Raw genomic sequence first — 18,987 nt, forward strand, 5'->3', positions numbered from 1 at the left:
AAGTCAAGGCCGTTTTGGATTCAAAACGATCCTTACAACCGAAAGCGCGACGTAAAGACCGAAAAACCCGGCAATCGCCCAGGCAAATCCGTTGTTGCCAGCCACATCCATCGACGCGCCGATGACCTGCGGCCCGGCAACGGTACCGACCGCATAGGAGAAGACGAACGCTGCGTTGGCGGCGGCAAGGTCGGAGCCTTGCAGGCGCGAGCCGAGATGGCTGAGGCCGACCGTATAGAGGCCGGAGACGCAGCCGCCCCAGAACAATAGCACGACTGCCATCAGGAACCAGCTTTCCACCAGCATCGGCAGACAAAGGGCGCCGATGAGACCGATGACGGTCATGGCGGACAGCAATGTGCGCTTGTCCTTGATCTGATCTGACAACATGCCGAGCGGAATCTGGAAGATGAAATTGCCGACGCCCATCACGGTCAGCAGCAACGCCGCCTGTGATTCGGTGAACCCCGATCGTGTCCCGTAGACCGTAAAGAGCGACAACCCACCCGATTCGACTGCGCCGAAGATGAAGACGGCGGCCGTGGCCGTCGGCACCAGGAAAATATAGCGCATGAAGTGACGGTCTGGCTTTTCGTCGATCACCGGGCTCTCGTCCCGTGCGATGAAGATCGGCACGGCGGCGAGCAGAATGACGCCCGCACCGACCACGAAAGGCAAGACGCCCTCACTGCCGAGGATCGAGAAGAGCAGCGGCCCGCTCAGGAAGCCGAGGGATAGAACCGTGCCGTAGATGCCGAGCACGAAGCCCCGTTTCGCTGGCGGCGCGGTAGCGTTGATCCAGAACTCGGAGAGGATGAAGAGGACTGTGATGGCGCCATGGAAGACGACGCGCAGCGGAAACCAGAGCCAGAAGTTGGTAATGTAGTAGAAGCCGAACGCGCTGATTGCGGCAAGCAGGACGGCCCAGAGCATCGTCGGCGCAACACCGTGACGATGGGCGAACTTGGTCGTGAAGGACGCTGCGACCATGGATGCCACGCCGGCCATCGCCGAATTGAGACCAATCAGCGTCGATGAGATGCCGCGCTTCTCCATGATGCTCGAAAGCAGCGGCAGGCCAAGGCCGATTGCAATACCGACGGCGCTGATGGCGGAGACTGCCGCGATCAGCGACGGCCAGTGAATTTCGTCAACCGGTGCTGGGCACCCGGGCGTCGGCTGTGACATGCGACTGTGGTCCTTAGAGAAGCGTGCGGATGAACCGCCCACGGCGCGTGAAATAGAAAGGCACGGAGCGCCCATAGGGGAGCGATGGGTCCGCTTCAAGGCCGCTACGCAAATCCGAAAGGATGATGGCGGTTATCTCCGGTATCCGGAGCGAGGGGAGGTCGTTGACATCGATCCACTGCAAATCCTGGAGCTCCCGGCTTTCCAGAACCCGCGATGTATCGACCTTGGCTTCGTCCGCGAAAATCGCGAAGAAGCGCGTATCGAACCGCCTCGAGTGTCCCGGAGGAGTAATAGCCCGAGCCATATAGCGCAAGTTTGCGAGATCTGGAAGAAAGGGCAGCGGCGCTTCCGTCTCGGCAAGGGGCTGGCCCAGGGGGACGCCCGCCTCCTCGTAGAGTTCTCGCAGCGCCGCCAGCGCGAGCGCTCTGGCGCGTGCGTCGCTGACCGGCTGGCCCTCGACGCATTTCAGCGCCTGCAGAACGGCGGGATTGAGGTCCGTGGAAAAGGCAAGACGGTGATCCGTCGGGTCCCTGCGCCCGCCGGGAAAGACGTAGAGGTCGGGCATGAAGACATGCGCACTGCTGCGCCGGCCCATCAGCACGCGCACGCCGCCGCCGGTGCGGTCAAGCAGCATGATCGATGCTGCGTCACGCGGCCTTACGCGCCGCTCAGGGCTGGCGTGAGCAAGGACGACGCTTTCGCGCCCTGACGTCATGCGGAGGGATCTCGTGCAGGCAGTACGTCCTCGGGCGCATCCTCCTGTCCACCGAAGCCATGCATCCTCAGCGCCCATTGCAGGCCGATGACGGCGCCCTTGATCGGCTGCAGCAGTGCCAGCGAACTGATCAGCGTAATCGGTGTCCAGATCGCAAGGTGCTGCCACGTCGTCAAGGGCAGGATCATGTCGGTCATCATATAGCCGGCAAGCACCAGATGGCCGACGATGGTGACGACGATATAGGGCGGAAAGTCGTCGGCGCGCTGGTGATCCATGCGCTCGCCGCAGGCGGCGCAGGCATCGACTGATTTGACGTAGCTGCGGAAGAGCTTGCCACTGCCGCAGGCCGGGCAGGTGCCGAGAAATCCGCGCCGCATCGACCGGCCGACGGGACGTTCCTCAGTGGCATTGCCCCCGAGATGAAGCGTTTCCTTGTCCGTTGCCGTCATCTGCATTCTCTCCTTGTCGAAGCCGCTTGGCGTTTAGCCTAGCGCTTGCCGCGCGGCGGTCGGGTTCCCGGCATCTTGCGCGGGCCCGAGCGATCACGACGCCCCGACTTGTGGAAGGAGCGCGTGGCGGTCGGCATCTTACGCCCTTCGCTGATCATCTCGAAGCGAAGCGCGCCGGCAAGCGGCACGGCTTCGACCAGTTTGACCTGCACCTGATCGCCGAGACGGAAGCCGAGGCCGGTCTTTTCACCGGAAAGGGCCTGATGTGCCTCATCATAGATGAAGTAGTCTCGACCGAGCGTGGATATAGGCACGAAGCCGTTGGCGCCATAGGCCGGCAGGGTGACAAAAAGTCCCGCTTTGGTGACGCCGGCAACGCGGCCTTCGAATTCCTCGCCGATGCGGCCGTTCAGGTGATGGGCGATCAACCGGTCGACGGTGTCGCGCTCGGCGGCCATGGCCCGGCGCTCGAAGGTGGAGATTTCTGCGGCGATATCGTCGAGAACGGCTTCTTCCTGCGGCGTCAGCCCGCCTTCGCCAAGCCCGAGCGAGGCGACCAGCGCCCGGTGGACGATCAGATCGGCGTAGCGCCGGATCGGCGAGGTGAAGTGCGCATACTTCAAGAGGTTGAGGCCGAAATGGCCGATATTCTCGGGGCTGTAGATTGCCTGGCTCTGGGAGCGCAGCACCATCTCGTTGACCATGGTTTCGAATGGCTTGCCTTCGGCCTTCGACAGGATGCCGTTGAAGTGGTTGGAGCGCATGTTGCCGCCCTTGACCAGCGCGATGTCGAGCGTAGCGAGGAACTCGCGCAGGCTCTCCTGCTTGGCCAGCGACGGCTGGTCGTGCACCCGGTAGATCAGCACTTGACGCTTCTGCTCGAGCGTCTCTGCGGCAGCGACGTTCGCCTGGATCATCATTTCTTCGATCAGCTTGTGCGCGTCGAGGCGATCGGGCACGAAAACGCGATCGACGGTGCCGTCCGGCTTCAGGATGATCTTGCGCTCGGGCATGTTCAGCTCGAGCGGCTGGCGGCGGTCGCGGCCACGGGTGAGGATGCGGTATCCCTCCCACAGCGGCTTCAGGATCGTGTCGAGGATCGGCCCGGTCTTGTCGTCGGGATTGCCGTCGATGGCGGCCTGTGCTTGCTGGTAGGAGAGCTTGGCAGCACTTCTCATCATGATGCGATGGAAGGTGTGGCCCGCCTTGCGGCCTTCCTTGGAAAAGCGCATGCGCACGGCGAGCGCCGGCCGATCGACGCCTTCCTTGAGCGAGCAGAGGTCGTTGGAGATCCGCTCGGGCAGCATGGGCACGACGCGATCGGGGAAATACACTGAGTTGCCGCGCTTCAGCGCTTCGAGATCGAGCGCGGATTTCGGCCGGACATACCACGAGACGTCGGCAATCGCGACAGTGACGATCACGCCACCCGGATTGTCCTCCGACGGGTCCGGCTCCGCGTAGACAGCATCGTCATGGTCCTTCGCATCGGCCGGATCGATGGTGATCAGCGGCAGCGTACGCCAGTCTTCACGGTGGGCCATGGTGGCTGGGCCGGCGTCTGCCGCTTCCTGCAGGACACGCTCGGGAAAAACATGCGGTATGCCGTGGGCATAGATGGCGATCATCGAGATCGCCTTTTCCGAGGCGACCGAACCGACGACATTTTGAACCTGGGCGCGCGGCAGGCCGTAGCGGCCAAGGCGCGTAAGCTGGACCTCGATGAGATCTCCATCCTTCGCGTCGCCGACAAAGTCCGGATCAACAAGGATTTCTTCGCCGCGTTTCTCGATCGGCATCAGCCGCCCGCCACCGCCGGGTGTCGCACGGAAGACGCCGAGAACGGCGTCCTTGCGCTTGTCGAGCACCTTGATGATGCGAGCCGTGTAGGCAGGGCCGCCGCGGTCCTTGGCCGGGAAGATCTTGGCAAGCACACGGTCGCCGAGCCCGCCGACCGGCGTCTTGCCCTTGTCTCTGCCGACTGACGACTGCTTGATCAACACCGCCGGTGCGACACCGTCATCATCAAGCCATTCGGCCGGGCGGCCGATCAGTTCGCCATCGACGTCGCGCATGGTGATATCGAGCACGGTCACCGGGGGAAGGGCGCCGGGGCGAACGAGCGATTTGCGCTTCTTTTCGACCAGTCCGTCTGCTTCGAGCGAACGCAGCAAGGCCTTGAGTTCGACGCGCGTGTCGCCCTTGAGGCCGAAGGCCTTGGCGATTTCCCGCTTGGAGGCGCGGTCCGGGTTTTCGGCGATGAAGCGCATCAGCACGTCGCGCGGAGGAACCGCGCCGTGGATGATGGAGGTTTTCTCCGGTGCCGGCGCGGCCTTTGCCGCGCGGCCCTCTTTCCTGCCGGAGCCTTTTCCGGATCTTTGGGTCGGGTCGCGCGGTATTCTGGTCAAGATCAGTCCTTCTTGGCCTTCGCGGCCGTCTTTGGTTTTGCTTTGGCGGGCGCCTTGGCCTTGGTCGTCTTCTTGGCCGCACCGTCAGCCGCAGCCTTCGAAGACTTCGTCGCCGTTGTCTTGGCTTTTGCCTTCGTCGTCTTGCCCTTGCCGGTGCCGCTCTTGGCGGCACGCTCGGCAATGAGCGCCAGCGCCTCTTCCACCGTCACCGACTGCGGGTCCTTGCCCTGAGGCAGGGTCGCATTGACCTTGCCCCAGTTGACATAGGGGCCGTAGCGGCCATCGCGAACGGTGATCGCACCGCCTTCGGCGTGCTCGCCCAGTTCCTTCAGAGCGACTGCAGCAGCACGGCCACGACCGGCGCCGGCCTTGGACTGCTTGTCGGCAATGACGGAGACGGCACGGTTGAGACCGATCGAGAACACGTCTTCGATCGATTCGACGTTTGCGTAGGTGCCGTCATGCAGCACGAAGGGTCCGTAGCGGCCAAGGCCCGACGAGATCATCTTGCCGGTTTCCGGGTGCGGGCCGATATCGCGCGGAAGCGAAAGCAGGGCGACGGCCTTCTCGTGGTCGATCGTGGACGGCGTCCAGCCCTTGGGCAGGCTCGAGCGCTTGGCTTCCTTGCCGTCGCCGCGCTGGACATAGGGGCCGAACCGGCCGCTGCGAAGCGTGATTTCCTCGCCGGTGTGCGGATCCTTGCCCAGCGCCTGCGGCTCGTTCGAGACCGAAGCCTCGGCGTCGCTGTTGCCGTCGGAGGAAAGCTGGCGGGTGAAGTTGCATTCCGGATAGTTCGAGCAGCCGACGAAGGCGCCATACTTGCCGAGCTTCAGCGACAGCTTGCCGGTGCCGCAGACCTGGCAGATGCGCGGGTCGCTGCCGTCTTCGCGCTTCGGGAAAACAAGCGGTGCCAGTTCCTCGTTCAGCGCGTCGAGCACGTTGGTAACGCGCAGTTCCTTCGTTTCCTCGATCTGGGCGAAGAAGTCCTTCCAGAAGTCGCGAAGAACGTCCTTCCAGTTGACTTCGCCGGCCGAGACCTGGTCGAGCTTTTCTTCGAGCGACGCGGTGAAGTCGTAGCCGACATAGCGTGTGAAGAAGCTTTCCAGAAACGCGGTGACGAGCCGACCCTTGGCTTGCGGCACGAGCTTGCGCTTGTCGTTGGTGATGTAGTCACGATCGAGAAGCGTGGTTACCGTTGCGGCATAGGTGGAAGGACGGCCGATGCCGAGCTCTTCCATCTTCTTGATCAGCGTTGCTTCCGAGTAGCGCGGCGGCGGCTCGGTGAAATGCTGCGAAGCGTTGATCTTCTGCTTGGCCAGGCTTTCGCGGGCGTTGATCTCCGGCAGGCGGCCGTCTTCGTCGCCGTCGTCGGTCTGTTCGCCGTCTTCCTTGGCGTCGGTATAGGCGGCAATGAAGCCGTCGAAGCGAATGACCGAGCCGGTTGCACGCAGGCCGGCCTTGTTGCCGGCGTTATCAGCGGTGATCTCGGCGGTCGTGCGTTCGATCTCGGCAGACGCCATCTGGCTGGCGATGCCGCGCTTCCAGACGAGGTCGTAGAGCTTCAGCATGTCGCCGTCGAGGAAGCGGCGGACCTGATCCGGCGTCCGGTTGAAGTCGGTCGGACGAATGGCTTCGTGGGCTTCCTGGGCGTTTTTCGCCTTGGTGGAATAGATGCGCGGCTTTTCCGGCAGGTAGCGGTTGCCGAACTGGCTGCCGATCGCCTCGCGGGCGGCCTCGATCGATTCCGGCGCCATCTGAACGCCGTCGGTACGCATATAGGTAATGAGACCGACGGTTTCGCCGCCGATATCAACGCCTTCATAGAGCTTCTGCGCCACCTGCATGGTGCGCGATGCCGAGAAGCCGAGCTTCGACGAGGCGGCCTGCTGCAGGGTCGATGTGGTGAACGGCGGCGAGGGGTTTCGCTTGACCGGCTTTGCCTCGATGCTGTCGACGACATAGGTCGCACCGTCGAGCAGGGTCTTCAGTCGGTTGGCTTCTTCGCCGTTGCCGACCGCGCGCGGCGCCAGACGCTTGCCATCTGCCGAAACGAGGCGTGCCTCGAACTCATCGCCACGCGGCGTCTTCAGAAGCGCCGACAGGTTCCAGTATTCTTCGGAGATGAATCGTTCGATTTCCGATTCGCGATCGCAAACCAGCCGCAGCGTGACCGACTGGACGCGGCCGGCAGAGCGGGCACCGGGCAGCTTGCGCCACAGCACCGGCGACAGGTTGAAGCCGACGAGATAGTCGAGAGCGCGTCGTGCCAGATAGGCGTCGACCAACGGGATGTCGAGTTCGCGTGGATGGGCGATGGCGTCGAGCACGGCCTTCTTGGTAATGGCGTTGAACGCCACGCGTTTGACCGGCTTGTCGCCCAGCACCTTCTTCTTGCGCAGCAGATCGAGCACGTGCCAGGAAATTGCTTCCCCTTCGCGATCCGGGTCGGTCGCAAGAATGAGGCCGTCCGATTCCTTCACGGCATCGGCAATATCCTTCATGCGCTTGGCTGACGCGGCGTCAACCTCCCAGGACATCTCAAAATCTTCGTCAGGACGGACCGAGCCATCCTTGGCAGGCAGGTCCCGCACATGGCCGAACGATGCAAGAACCTTGTAGCCGGGGCCGAGGTACTTGTTGATCGTCTTTGCCTTCGAAGGCGATTCCACCACTACAACATTCATAGTCATTTTTCTGAGACAACCGGGTTTGGTCCTGCGTCAGCGCTGTTTGCACCGAGCGTCGCCGAATATCGATGCCCCGAAATGGACAGGGATTCGAGCGCGGTCAAGAGGTTTCATTCAAAATAGCGGCTGCGCGGCGATATGCATCCACAGAGAGAATATATAATTTTGTCTCTCTTTGGTTGAGTTGCTCGTGTTTTCTTCGTATCTGCGAATGTGCTTTCGTGGCATCGGTTGCCGACATGATCGTGCGCGCTCATGAAGTTTTATTGTTCGACGTTGAGCGACACGAGCCCCGACGCATGACGGTTGAGACGCCCGGCAAGATCAAGCTCGATCAGCGCCAGGTAGACTTCGGCCGCGGGCAGTCCGGTGTGGCGGATGACGTCGTCGATTTCAACTGGTGTCGGGCCGAGAGCATCAGTGATCGTTGCGCGGTCGCCGTCAGCGAGCCGCGCCGACTGTATTGAAGGCATCTCCTGCGCAGGCTCTCCGGCTCCCGTGGGAAAAGGCAAGGTGTGCTGGCTGAGAGGCGCAAGGCCGTCGAGAACATCATCCGATGTGGTCGTGACGATCGCACCCTGCTTGAGAAGGTCGTTGGTGCCGTGGCAACGCGGATCGAGTGGCGATCCGGGCACGGCGAACACCAGACGGCCGAAGTCGGCGGCATAGCGAGCCGTGATCAGGGATCCCGAGCGATTGGCTGCCTCGACGATCGCCACGCCGAGGCTGATGCCGGCGATCAGACGGTTGCGCCTTGGAAAATCTCGCGCGCGTGGCTCCCAGCCAAAGGGCATCTCGCTGACAGCCAGACCCTGGCCCGCCATGATGTCGTTGAGCAGCCCGACGTTCTCCGGCGGATACGGCCGGTCGATACCTCCGGCAAGCACCGCAATCGTCCCGCTCTCAAGGCTCGCCCCGTGAGCGGCGGTGTCGATGCCGCGCGCAAGTCCAGACGTGATCACGTAACCGGCGCGTCCGCCATCGCGTGCAATCATCGCTGCAAACTTGGCGCCGCTGGCCGAGGCGTTGCGCGAGCCGACGACGCCGAGGGACGGGCGGAAAGCGGCGTTGAGGTTGCCTTTGACGGCGAGAAGAGGAGGGGCGCCATCGATCTGGCGGAGGGCAAAAGGGTAGTTCGGTTCGCCGATGCCGATGAAGGTTGCGCCGAGGCGGTGGGCGATTTCGAGTTCGCGCTCTGCTTCGGCTGTCGTTGCGACACGGAACGTGCGGGCGCCGGCGCCGCGCCTGGAGAGTTCGGGCAGGGCGTCGAGTGCCCTCTCGGCAGTGCCGAAATGGTTGATGAGGTCGCGGAAAGTGACAGGGCCGACATTGTCGCTGCGGATGAGACGCAGCCAGGAGATCTTCTGTCGTTCGGTCAGTGCAACTCCGGTTCGTCGTGCACTGACCTCCAACATTATCCCTTGTCTCCGATCCGGCTCTCGGTGCCTGCAAGCAGCCGCTTGATGTTGGCGCGATGTTTGATCCAGGTGATCAGGGTCATTACCGCAAACAGCAGAGCGACTTTCTCGTGTCCTGTCAGATAGAGTACAACCGGAATGACTGCTGTTGCAACCAGTGCCGAGAGCGAGGAGTAACGGCTGATTTTCGCCATGGCCAGCCAGATCGCTGCGAAGACGAGAACCATCCAGGGCACGAGGCCAAGCAGCACGCCGATATAGGTGGCTACACCCTTGCCGCCCTTGAAACCCAGCCAGACCGGGTAAAGGTGGCCGAGGAAGGCGGCAAGACCAGCGGCGATGCCGGCTTCGACGCCCCAGAGCGAGGCGATCGCGGCCGCCGCCGTGCCCTTCAGGGCATCAAGCAGAAGCGTTGCCGCGGCGAGTTTCTTGTTGCCGGTGCGCAGAACGTTGGTGGCGCCGATATTGCCCGAGCCGATCTTGCGAACGTCACCGAGGCCGGCCATGCGCGTCAGGATCAGCCCGAAGGGGATCGAGCCGAGCAGATAGCCGAAGGCAAGGCTCAAGGCTGTTGAGGGCAGCCCGAGCTGCCAGGAAAAAAGATCCACCGAAACCTCCCGAGCGACCGCTGTCGCCTATGCCGAATGCACAAGCTTGCCGGCAACATAGGTTTGCACAACCCGTCCGGTAAAGCGCGCATTTTCGAATGGCGTGTTCTTCGACCGCGAAACGATCGCTTCCTTGTAGAGGACCCACGGCTCTTCGAGATCGATGACGGTGATGTCGGCCTTGGCGCCCCGCTTCAGCGTGCCGGCATCCAGCCCGAAGATCGCCGCCGGGCGCGTCGACATCGCATCGATGAGCCGCATCAGCGGCACCTGACCGCTGTGGTGCAGGCGCAATGCTGCAGCCAGCATGGTCTCAAGGCCGATCGCGCCGTTTTCGGCATCCGAGAACGGCAGGCGCTTGGTGTCGACATCCTGCGGATCGTGCGAGGAAACGATAATGTCGATGGTGCCGTTGGCAAGGGCGTCCACCATTGCGACGCGATCGTCCTCGCGGCGCAGGGGCGGCGAGAGCTTGAAGAACGTCCGGTACTCGCCGATGTCGTTCTCGTTGAGCGTCAGATGGTTGATCGAGATGCCGCAGGTGACGTTGGCGCCGCGGTTGCGGGCGGTGAGAACGGCGTCGGCCGATTCGGGAACCGAGATCTTGGCGGCGTGGTAGGCCGCCTTGGTCAGGCTGGCGATCCGCAGGTCGCGCTCGAGCGGGATGATCTCCGCCTCGCGCGGCACACCGGCAAGACCCAGCCAGCTTGCAAGCAGCCCCTCGTTCATCACGCCGTTGCCGAGATACTTGTCGCGCGTTTCAAGCGCGATGACAGCGCCGAATTCGCGGGCATAGGTCATCGCACGGCGCAGCATCAACGTGTCGTGGATCGCCCGGCGGCCGTTCGTAAAGCAGACTGCACCCGCTTCGCGCAGCAGTCCGAACTCGGTCATCTCTTCGCCGGCAAGACCCTTGGTCATCGCAGCCGCCGGATAGACATTGACGAGCGCCTTGTCGCGCGCCGTCTTCTGCATGAACTCGACCAGCGCGATGTCGTCGATGACGGGATCGGTGTCCGGCATCGAAATGAACGAGGTGACGCCGCCGACGGCCGCGGCGCGCGAGGCCGATTCTATCGTTTCGCGGTGTTCGGCGCCTGGCTCGCCGACGAAGACGCGCGCGTCGACGAGGCCGGGAACGGCCGTCAGTCCATCGCAGTCCTTGACGAAGGCGCCATCAGGCGTGCCCTGGTTGTGGGCATCCTTGCCGGCAGCGAGGATGCGGCCGTCGTCGCCGACGATGATCGTGCCGGTTTCGTCAAGACTGCGGGACGGATCGACGATGCGGAGGTTTCTAAGAACGAGCGGTCTGGTCATACGCGCGGCCCCTGGTTCTGCGAAAGAAGAAGTGTTTCCATCACCGCCATGCGCACGGCAACACCCATTTCGACCTGCTGCTCGATGACGCTCTGCGGCCCATCGGCGATTTCCGACGCGATCTCGACGCCCCGGTTCATCGGGCCCGGATGCATGACCAGCGCGTCGTCCTTGGCGGCTTTCAGCTTTTCGGCATCGAGGCCGTAATAGTGGAAGTATTCGCGCACCGAAGGCACGAACGAGCCGGCCATGCGCTCACGCTGCAGGCGCAGCATCATCACCACATCGGCGTCTTTCAGCCCCTCTGCCATCGAGTGGTAGACCTCGACGCCCATGTCGGCGATGCCCGACGGCAGCAGCGTTGCCGGCGCGACGACGCGTACCCGCGCGCCCATCTGGTTGAGAAGAAGGATGTTGGAGCGGGCGACGCGCGAGTGCAAGACGTCGCCGCAGATCGCCACGATAATGCGCGACAGCTTGCCCTTGATGCGACGGATCGTCAGGGCATCAAGCAGCGCCTGCGTCGGGTGCTCGTGCTGGCCGTCGCCGGCATTGACCACCGAGCAGGACACCTTCTGCGCCAGAAGGGCTGCCGCACCGGCTGACGAGTGGCGCACGACCAGAACGTCGGGGTGCATGGCATTCAGCGTCATCGCAGTATCGATGAGCGTTTCGCCCTTCTTTACAGAGGAGTTGCCGACCGACATGTTCATGACGTCGGCGCCTAGCCGCTTGCCGGCGAGTTCGAAGGAGGATTGCGTTCTCGTCGACGCTTCGAAGAAGAGATTGATCTGCGTCAGCCCGCGAAGGGTTGACGTCTTCTTCTCTCGCTGACGGGAGATCTTGACGGCTTCATCGGCACGATCGAGCAGGTGGGTGATGTCCTGCTCCGTAAGACCTTTGATGCCGAGCAGGTGGCGATGCGGGAAAGTGGTCATGGGCCGCCCTTGCGCTCTGGAATGTGGCTCGCTCTATAAGACGTGACCCCCGGCACGGCAAGCGGTGCGCAGGCCCGTCCGCAGAAAACTTGGGTGCGGCATCCTATCTTTCCCCGGCCCCGTTTCGTGGTCGGCAAACTTGCGCTAGAACCGGCCCATGAATCAGATGAACCGGACCGAACAGAAACTCGCCGAGCTGAACCAGCCCAAGCCCTGGTCCGGCATCAATGCCTATCGTTCCGATCCGCTGGTCGTGGACATCACCTCGGGCATGACGAAAGCGCTCCGCGACGAGTTCGATACGCTCGGGCGCTACGTGACTTCGCCCGAGGCTCAGGAACTGGCGCGCATGGCCAATGAAGGCGCGCCGAAGTTGAAGACGCACGGGCCCCGCGGCGAGCGCCTCGACGTCGTCGAGTTCCATCCGGCCTGGCATGCCCTGATGCGTCGATCCATGACATCGGGCCTGCACGCATCAGCTTGGGAAAACCTGCCCGACGAGCGCAACCAGTCGCACAAGACCAGGGCGATCCGCTTCTACCTGACGGCGCAGTTGGAATGCGGCCATCTCTGCCCGCTGACGATGACGAGCGCTTCGCTTGCCGCGATCACCGCATCGCCCGCAGTCCAGAAGGAGTGGGCGCCCAAAATCCTGTCGCGCAAATACGATTCGTCCAACAAGCCGTGGATGCAGAAATCCGCCGTCACCGTCGGCATGGGCATGACGGAAAAGCAGGGCGGCACCGACGTGCGCGCCAACACCTCGACCGCCGAGCGCGTGGGCGAGGGCATCTACCGCCTCAATGGGCACAAGTGGTTCATGTCGGCGCCGATGAGCGACGCGTTCGTGATGCTGGCACAGACCCGCGACGGCCTCGGCTGCTTCCTCGTCCCGCGACTTCTGGAAGACGGTGCCGCCAACGGCCTGCGCTTCCAGCGGCTGAAAGACAAGCTCGGCAACCGCTCCAACGCATCCGCCGAAGTCGAGTTTTCCGACACGTTCGGTTTCGTGCTCGGCGCGCCCGATGCCGGCATCCGCACCATTCTCGACATGGTGACGCTGACGCGTCTCGATTGCGCTCTCGCGTCTGCCGGCATCATGCGGGCTTCGCTCGCGGAAGCGGTCCATCACACGCGTGGCCGCAAGGTGTTCGGCAAGCCGCTCGTCAGCCAGCCGATGATGACCCGTGTTCTCGCCGACATGGCGCTCGACGTCGCTGCTGCCAGTGCCCTGTCGTTCCGTCTGGCGGATGCCTTCGACAAGGCCCATGCCAGCGCCGAAGAGGCAGCCTATGCCCGCATCATGACGCCGGTTGCGAAATACTGGTGCTGCAAGATCGCCCCGGCTCTGATCTACGAGGCAATGGAATGCCTCGGAGGCAACGGCTATGTCGAGGAGCGGGCGTTGGCGCGGCACTATCGCGAGGCGCCGGTCAATGCGATCTGGGAAGGTTCCGGCAACGTCATGGCGCTGGACGTCCTGCGCGTGCTGCTCAAGCGCAAGGACCTGTTCGAACAGCTGTTTGCCGTTCTCAGCCGTGACCTCGGGCCTGCCGGCCGCAAGACCATCGACGTGCTGCGTGCGGCGATGTCACTCTGCGAGCGTGACGAAGGGGCCGCCCGGATGCTGGTCGAGCAACTGGCTCTGGCTGCCGCTGCCGCCGAACTCTATCGGTTGGGCGCCGGTCGCATCGCCGATGCCTTCCTCGAATCGCGCCTCGCTGCCGGTTGGCGGTCGACCTACGGGATGCTCGATTCGCGCTTCGATTCGGCCTACATCCTCGACCTGCTTTACCCGGCCGCGACGTAAGCCGTCACGGACAGAACCAGCGGTATCGTGAAGAAGGAGACGACGGTCTGGACCGTCGCCACCGCCGCATACAGCTCGGCGTCGCCGCCCATCTGCTTTGCGAGCAGATAACCGTTCATTGCCGTGGGCACCGCCGCGCCGAGTGCGATGACGCAGAGCGCGTCGCCGCGGATGCCGAGCAGGAAGCTGGCGCCAACCATGAAGACCGGCATGACAATCAGCTTCAGGACGACGGCGAGCAACGCCGACCCGCTCGGCTTCAGGGCGTCGGATACGCGCAATCCGGCGCCGACCATCACCAGCCCGAGGCTGAGCGAGGCGCTCGCCAGCATGTCGATGGTCGTCATCACCGGCCCATAGACCTTGATGCCGACCAGGTTGAACAGGATCCCGAATACCGATGCGACGATTAACGGATTGGTGACGATCTTGGCAAAGAAACGCCGGAAATCCCGGTTGCCGCCGCCGAACCAAACCAGCACGCCGACGTTGTAGAGATTGATCGGGATGATCACGAGCGTCATCACCAGCGCCGTCAGTGTCAGCCCGATCGGCCCATACAGCTTTTGGGCGATTGCCAATGCCATGAAGCCGTTCCAGCGGGTTGCCGTCTGGAAGACCGAGGTGAAGGAGGCGCCCGAAACCTCTCTGTTGCGAAACAGCGGCCAGAGTAAAAGCACGAAGACCGACATCAGGCTGACGCTGCCGATCGTGGCAATCGCCGTGGCGTCCGCCTTCATGCCGGAAAAATCGGCCTGCGCCAGCGTCGAAAACAACAGGGCGGGGAAGAGGATGTAGTAGCCGAACTGCTCGAGGCCGAGCCACAGATTCTGATCGACCAGCGTCGTGCGTTTCAGCCATGCGCCGAGCAGCACCAGAAGGAAGATGGGAAGGATACTTTCAAAGACGATGATCATGGACGGGCCTGCGCGGGAAGAGGGCCCACCGTTACTGCATAATGTCTGAGACCGGAATCGATTTAAGACGAAATCACGCCGTGAGTTTCAAGTCTTGAGAAGCCATTCCGACCGCAGTCGGGCTGGGCCTGTGAAAATTAACCTTAACAAATGGTTTACATTGCGCGATCGACGGCGAGCGTGGACAGTGGTTGGGTAACGCAATGAAATCCGGAATGGAGCGGTTCGGTGAGAACTGGTCTTTTGATCATCATGATGATGTTTTTCGCCGGACTGGCGCTCGATATCGTGGTCCCTGCGGTGGTTCTGCTTATCTTGGTATTGGCAGATCGCGCACTCTATCCACTGTTGTATCGGCGCCTATCGGAAAGGGGGGCCGCATGAAGTGGTTTCTGATCCTGTGGGCATGCCCCGTCATGCTTTTGGCCGGCTGGTACGGCCTTTCCTACTACGACATGAGCTTCGGTTTCTTCATGCTGACGCGCCAGACCCATGACCTGGTCTTCCAGGTCTACGGCAACGTGCTTGGCATTCCGCCGGAAAGCATTCCGCCGCTCGTTGCGCGTGCCATCATTGTCGACAGCTTCATCGTTTTCGGCATCATCGCCTACCGCAAGCGCCGCGAGCTTGTCGCTTGGTACCGCCGCCGCTTCGGTGCCGCTCAGTCGCCCGAGGCGCCGTCCCTGGCAAGGGACGCCAGCCTGTCGAGTGCCCCCTGAAGAATGAAGGATGCGGCCGCCGAGTCTATGCGCTCGGCCCGCTTCTTGCGTGACACGTCCATCTCGATCAGCACCCGCTCGGCCGCAACCGTCGACAGCCTCTCGTCCCAATAGACGAAGGGTAGGGGCGTTTTCTCCACCATGTTGCGAACGAAGGCGCGGGTCGCCTGACACCGCGGTCCTTCGCTGCCGTCCATGTTGACGGGCAGGCCAATGACGAAGGCTGCGACCCTTTCTTTCTCCGCAACCGAGAGAAGCGTCACCGCATCGATGCCGAACTTGACCCTCTTGATCACCTCGCGCGGCGTCGCGATCCGGCGGCCAAGGTCCGACACCGAGATGCCGATCGTCTTGGTACCGAGATCGAGGCCGGCGATGGCCTGATTGGGCTGCAGCTGGCTCGCAAGCTCTTCGATGGTCAGAATTGTCATTTGGTTTGCCGATTCGATCTTTGCAGGGGTTCGTTTCGTTCCATATAGCTGGATCAACACGCAAATCATCTGGGAGAATGTCATGAAGATCAAATGGCTCGGCCATTCCGCCTTTCACATCGAAACGGCAACGTCGAAGATCCTGATCGATCCCTTCTTCACCGGCAATCCGGCGTTCCTTGACCGTGAACGCAAGGAGGTAACGGCGGGGCTCACCCATATTCTCCTGACGCACGGTCATGGCGACCATGTCGGTGACACCGTCGCGATTGCCAAGGAAACGGGAGCGGTGGTCGTTGCCAACTTCGATCTCTGCATGTGGCTCGGTCGCCAGGGTATTTCGGCGATGGAGCCCGGGAACACCGGTGGTACCATCCATCTCCCAGGCTTTTCCGCCACGTTCGTCAATGCGCTGCATTCCTCGGCGCAGATTACCGAAGACGGCGTTTCGCATTCGCTCGGCAGTGCGAATGGCCTCGTCCTTCATTTCGAGGACGAGCCGACGCTCTATCACATGGGTGACACCGACATCTTCTCGGACATGGCGCTGATCGAGGAACTGCACCAGCCCCAGATCGGGCTTGTTCCGATCGGTGACCGGTTCACCATGGGCGGTGCGGTCGCAGCGCTCGCCTGCCAGCGCTATTTCAAGTTCTCGACCGCCATTCCCTGCCACTACGGATCTTTCCCGATCATCGACCAGACGCCGGAAAACTTCGTCGTGGGCATGGACAGCGCCTCGACCAAAGTCGCGACACCAGTCGTTGGCGGCATCGTGACCGTCTGACTGCAAAGCCCGTCGGCACTGCCGCAGGCGCGCGATCGGGCGATTCCCCCGTTGCGCGCCTCGCCGCGCACCATTATAGCGGGGGAAAGTTCCAGAGACCGGAGACGACCATGTCCGTAGACCTTGCCACCGTGAAGCGCGTCGCGCGCCTCGCCCGCATCGCCGTCAGTGAAGATGAAGCCACGCGGATGGTGGGCGAAATCAACGGCATCCTTGGTTTCGTCGAGCAACTCTCGGAAGTGAATGTAGATGGCGTCGAGCCCATGACGTCGGTGACGCCGATGGAGATGAAGAAGCGCCTGGACGTCGTGTCCGATGGCGGCAAGGCCGACGACATCGTCGCCAATGCTCCCAATACCGATCGCAACTTCTTCCTCGTCCCGAAGGTCGTCGAATAATCCGACCGCCTGCCGCCCCGACGTACCCGATTTGCGAAAGCCCGATTTCACCATGACCGAACTCACCAGCCTGACGATCGCCGAAGCCCGCACCAAGCTTGCCGGCAAGGAAATCACCGCCGTTGAACTGACCGACGCCTATATCGCGGCGATCGATAGCGCCAACGAAGCGATCAACGCCTATATCGCCGTCACGCCCGACAAGGCGCGTGAAATGGCCAAGGCTTCGGATGCGCGCATCGCCGCCGGCAAGGCTGGCGCGCTCGAAGGCATTCCCCTCGGTATCAAGGATCTCTTCGGCACCGAAGGCGTGCACACGCAGGCCTGCAGCCATATTCTCGATGGTTTCGCGCCGCGCTACGAATCGACCGTCACCCAGAACCTCTGGAACGATGGCGCGGTCATGCTCGGCAAGCTCAACATGGATGAGTTCGCCATGGGCTCCTCCAACGAGACCTCCTACTACGGTGCCGTGAAGAACCCCTGGCGCGCCAAGGGCTCCAATCTCGATCTGGTCCCGGGTGGCTCGTCGGGTGGCTCGGCCGCGGCTGTGGCTGCGCATCTGTGCGCCGGTGCGACGGCAACCGACACCGGCGGCTCCATCCGCCAACCGGCGGCGTTTACCGGCACGGTCGGCATCAAGCCGACCTATGGCCGTTGCTCGCGTTGGGGCGTCGTCGCTTTCGCGTCGTCGCTCGACCAGGCCGGCCCGATCGCCCGTGACGTGCGCGATGCCGCGATCCTGCTGAAGTCGATGGCAAGCGTCGACGCCAAGGACACGACCTCCGTCGATCTGCCGGTGCCGAATTACGAAGCGTCGATCGGTCAGTCGATCAAGGGCATGAAGATCGGCATTCCGCGCGAGTACCGCGTCGATGGCATGCCGGAAGAGATCGAAGCTCTGTGGCAGCAGGGTATCGCCTGGCTGAAGGACGCCGGTGCCGAGATCGTCGACATCACCCTGCCGCACACCAAATATGCCTTGCCGGCCTACTATATCGTCGCTCCGGCTGAGGCGTCTTCGAACCTTGCCCGCTACGACGGCGTTCGCTACGGCCTGCGCGTCGACGGCAAGGATATCGTCGACATGTACGAAAAGACGCGGGCCGCCGGCTTCGGCCAGGAGGTCAAGCGCCGCATCATGATCGGCACCTACGTGCTGTCCGCCGGCTACTACGACGCCTACTACCTGCGCGCCCAGAAGGTTCGCACGCTGATCAAGCGTGACTTCGAACTGGCTTTCCATGCGGGTGTCGACGCTATCCTGACGCCGGCCACTCCGTCGTCCGCGTTCGGCATTGCCGACGAGGATCTCGCATCCGATCCGGTCAAGATGTACCTCAACGACATCTTCACGGTGACGGTCAACATGGCTGGTCTGCCGGGTATCGCCGTTCCCGGCGGCGTTGATCACAAGGGCCTGCCGCTCGGCCTGCAACTGATCGGCAAGCCGTTCGAGGAAGAGACCCTGTTCAAGACGGCGCATGTCATCGAACAGGCAGCCGGCCGCTTCACGCCGACCAAGTGGTGGTAATGCGTTGAAGGCGCAGCACCGCGTGTGCTGCGCCGCAATCGCGGCGACTGGCGCGGTCGCAAGCGCCGTGATCTACTGCGCAATGCGCCGTGGTGGCGCGCAGGAGCCGCATCGTGCCTTTGATCCGTCATGCCCGCCAGGATGAGGTCGGCGCTCTGATCGCCATCGGCCTGCGCGCCTGGGAGGGCGCGATCACAGGTCTTGCGGATGTGGGCCGGATGCGGCGCCTGGCGGAGAACGCCTTCGCCGACTTTCTTTCCATTCACTGGCTTGCCGTTTCACTGGTCGAGGTTGAGGGCAGGCCGCGTGGCTGGGCAGCCCGGGAAAACTTCGACGAGAGCATTTCCGACCTTTGGATCGAGCCCGAAGCCCAGCGGCGGGGGCATGGTGGTCATCTGCTCGCAGATCTCGAACGTCGCATCGCAAGCGACGGCTTCGAAGCCGCGCAAACCAGGACACATGCCCAGAACACTGCAGCCATCAGCTTCTTCCGCAAGCACGGCTATGGCGTCAGCTGGCTATCGACCGCCTATGCGCCGAAGCTGGACCGGGATGTCGAATTCATTGGCTTGAGCAAGCCGCTGGCGGCCACCGATCCCGACCTCTACGGCCGCTGAGCCGAGAAGACATGATGTTTTCTGCGAGATTTGGCCCCCG

The 18,987-nt window shown here is 62.7% G+C and carries 17 protein-coding genes; 6 read left to right on the forward strand and 11 right to left on the reverse strand.

The genetic code is table 11. The annotated features are described in order from the left end of the window. Nucleotides 1-3 precede the first annotated feature (3 nt). The 9 genes from AC1Q80_RS23975 to AC1Q80_RS24015 all read right to left on the reverse strand — a co-directional run bounded on the left by AC1Q80_RS23975 (nt 4) and on the right by AC1Q80_RS24015 (nt 11,734). On the reverse strand, nt 4-1,188 hold the full coding sequence (locus AC1Q80_RS23975; RefSeq protein ID WP_173419695.1) for an MFS transporter: 1,185 nt from the start codon (nt 1,186-1,188) through the stop codon (nt 4-6). Nucleotides 1,189-1,201: 13 nt separating this feature from the next. After that, the gene (locus AC1Q80_RS23980) at nt 1,202-1,906 is read right to left on the reverse strand and encodes an NUDIX hydrolase (RefSeq protein ID WP_173419696.1); all 705 of its coding nucleotides are present in this window, start codon (nt 1,904-1,906) and stop codon (nt 1,202-1,204) included. Further along, nucleotides 1,903-2,364, reverse strand: a complete 462-nt coding sequence (locus AC1Q80_RS23985) for a DUF983 domain-containing protein (protein ID WP_492362049.1) — start codon at nt 2,362-2,364, stop codon at nt 1,903-1,905. Before AC1Q80_RS23985 ends, AC1Q80_RS23980 begins: the two co-directional genes overlap by 4 nt. A 32-nt stretch (nt 2,365-2,396) precedes the next feature. Then, nucleotides 2,397-4,766: a ribonuclease R gene (gene rnr, locus AC1Q80_RS23990; RefSeq protein ID WP_492362050.1), complete on the reverse strand. Its 2,370-nt coding sequence runs from the start codon at nt 4,764-4,766 to the stop codon at nt 2,397-2,399. A 2-nt stretch (nt 4,767-4,768) separates the two neighbouring features. Beyond that, a complete protein-coding gene (topA, locus tag AC1Q80_RS23995) occupies nt 4,769-7,450 on the reverse strand; it encodes a type I DNA topoisomerase (protein WP_492362051.1) in 2,682 nt (893 codons plus the stop codon). Nucleotides 7,451-7,716: 266 nt separating this feature from the next. Then, nucleotides 7,717-8,868 (reverse strand): DNA-processing protein DprA, encoded by a 1,152-nt coding sequence (dprA, locus tag AC1Q80_RS24000; RefSeq protein WP_492362052.1) that lies wholly within the window; start codon nt 8,866-8,868, stop codon nt 7,717-7,719. Next, nucleotides 8,868-9,479, reverse strand: a complete 612-nt coding sequence (gene plsY / locus AC1Q80_RS24005; RefSeq protein WP_492362053.1) for a glycerol-3-phosphate 1-O-acyltransferase PlsY — start codon at nt 9,477-9,479, stop codon at nt 8,868-8,870. Before plsY ends, dprA begins: the two co-directional genes overlap by 1 nt. Before the next feature lie 27 nt (nt 9,480-9,506). Further along, nucleotides 9,507-10,796 (reverse strand): dihydroorotase, encoded by a 1,290-nt coding sequence (locus tag AC1Q80_RS24010; protein WP_492362054.1) that lies wholly within the window; start codon nt 10,794-10,796, stop codon nt 9,507-9,509. After that, nucleotides 10,793-11,734, reverse strand: coding sequence for an aspartate carbamoyltransferase catalytic subunit (locus tag AC1Q80_RS24015; protein WP_173419703.1), 942 nt, complete (start codon nt 11,732-11,734; stop codon nt 10,793-10,795). Before AC1Q80_RS24015 ends, AC1Q80_RS24010 begins: the two co-directional genes overlap by 4 nt. A 157-nt stretch (nt 11,735-11,891) precedes the next feature. Between AC1Q80_RS24015 and AC1Q80_RS24020 the strand changes: the two genes are divergently transcribed. Continuing rightward, nucleotides 11,892-13,544 carry an acyl-CoA dehydrogenase family protein gene (locus AC1Q80_RS24020; protein WP_173419704.1) on the forward strand — a complete coding sequence of 551 codons (1,653 nt, stop codon included), beginning with the start codon at nt 11,892-11,894 and terminating at the stop codon, nt 13,542-13,544. On the opposite strand, the gene AC1Q80_RS24025 is transcribed toward AC1Q80_RS24020, so the two are convergent. After that, the gene (locus tag AC1Q80_RS24025; protein WP_492362055.1) at nt 13,526-14,461 is read right to left on the reverse strand and encodes an AEC family transporter; all 936 of its coding nucleotides are present in this window, start codon (nt 14,459-14,461) and stop codon (nt 13,526-13,528) included. The two genes, AC1Q80_RS24020 and AC1Q80_RS24025, sit on opposite strands and share 19 nt — an antisense overlap. 380 nt (nt 14,462-14,841) lie before the next feature. On the opposite strand from AC1Q80_RS24025, the gene AC1Q80_RS24030 reads away from it, so the two are divergent. Next, nucleotides 14,842-15,180 carry a DUF6105 family protein gene (locus AC1Q80_RS24030; protein ID WP_173419706.1) on the forward strand — a complete coding sequence of 113 codons (339 nt, stop codon included), beginning with the start codon at nt 14,842-14,844 and terminating at the stop codon, nt 15,178-15,180. Here AC1Q80_RS24030 and ruvX read toward each other — a convergent pair. Then, nucleotides 15,123-15,611: a Holliday junction resolvase RuvX gene (gene ruvX / locus AC1Q80_RS24035; RefSeq protein WP_173419707.1), complete on the reverse strand. Its 489-nt coding sequence runs from the start codon at nt 15,609-15,611 to the stop codon at nt 15,123-15,125. The two genes, AC1Q80_RS24030 and ruvX, sit on opposite strands and share 58 nt — an antisense overlap. Before the next feature lie 82 nt (nt 15,612-15,693). On the opposite strand from ruvX, the gene AC1Q80_RS24040 reads away from it, so the two are divergent. The 4 genes from AC1Q80_RS24040 (at nt 15,694) to AC1Q80_RS24055 (ending at nt 18,947) form a co-directional block, all read left to right on the forward strand. Further along, complete coding sequence (locus AC1Q80_RS24040) at nt 15,694-16,398, forward strand: metal-dependent hydrolase (protein WP_492362056.1); 705 nt, start codon at nt 15,694-15,696, stop codon at nt 16,396-16,398. 110 nt (nt 16,399-16,508) lie between these two features. After that, a complete protein-coding gene (gatC, locus tag AC1Q80_RS24045) occupies nt 16,509-16,796 on the forward strand; it encodes an Asp-tRNA(Asn)/Glu-tRNA(Gln) amidotransferase subunit GatC (RefSeq protein WP_492362057.1) in 288 nt (95 codons plus the stop codon). Nucleotides 16,797-16,848: 52 nt separating this feature from the next. Then, nucleotides 16,849-18,330, forward strand: a complete 1,482-nt coding sequence (gatA, locus tag AC1Q80_RS24050) for an Asp-tRNA(Asn)/Glu-tRNA(Gln) amidotransferase subunit GatA (protein ID WP_429120449.1) — start codon at nt 16,849-16,851, stop codon at nt 18,328-18,330. A 113-nt stretch (nt 18,331-18,443) separates the two neighbouring features. Continuing rightward, nucleotides 18,444-18,947, forward strand: a complete 504-nt coding sequence (locus AC1Q80_RS24055) for a GNAT family N-acetyltransferase (RefSeq protein WP_492362058.1) — start codon at nt 18,444-18,446, stop codon at nt 18,945-18,947. Nucleotides 18,948-18,987: the final 40 nt, after the last annotated feature.

It is taken from the genome of Ensifer sp. GW823-FHT05D09 (genome assembly GCF_058795755.1).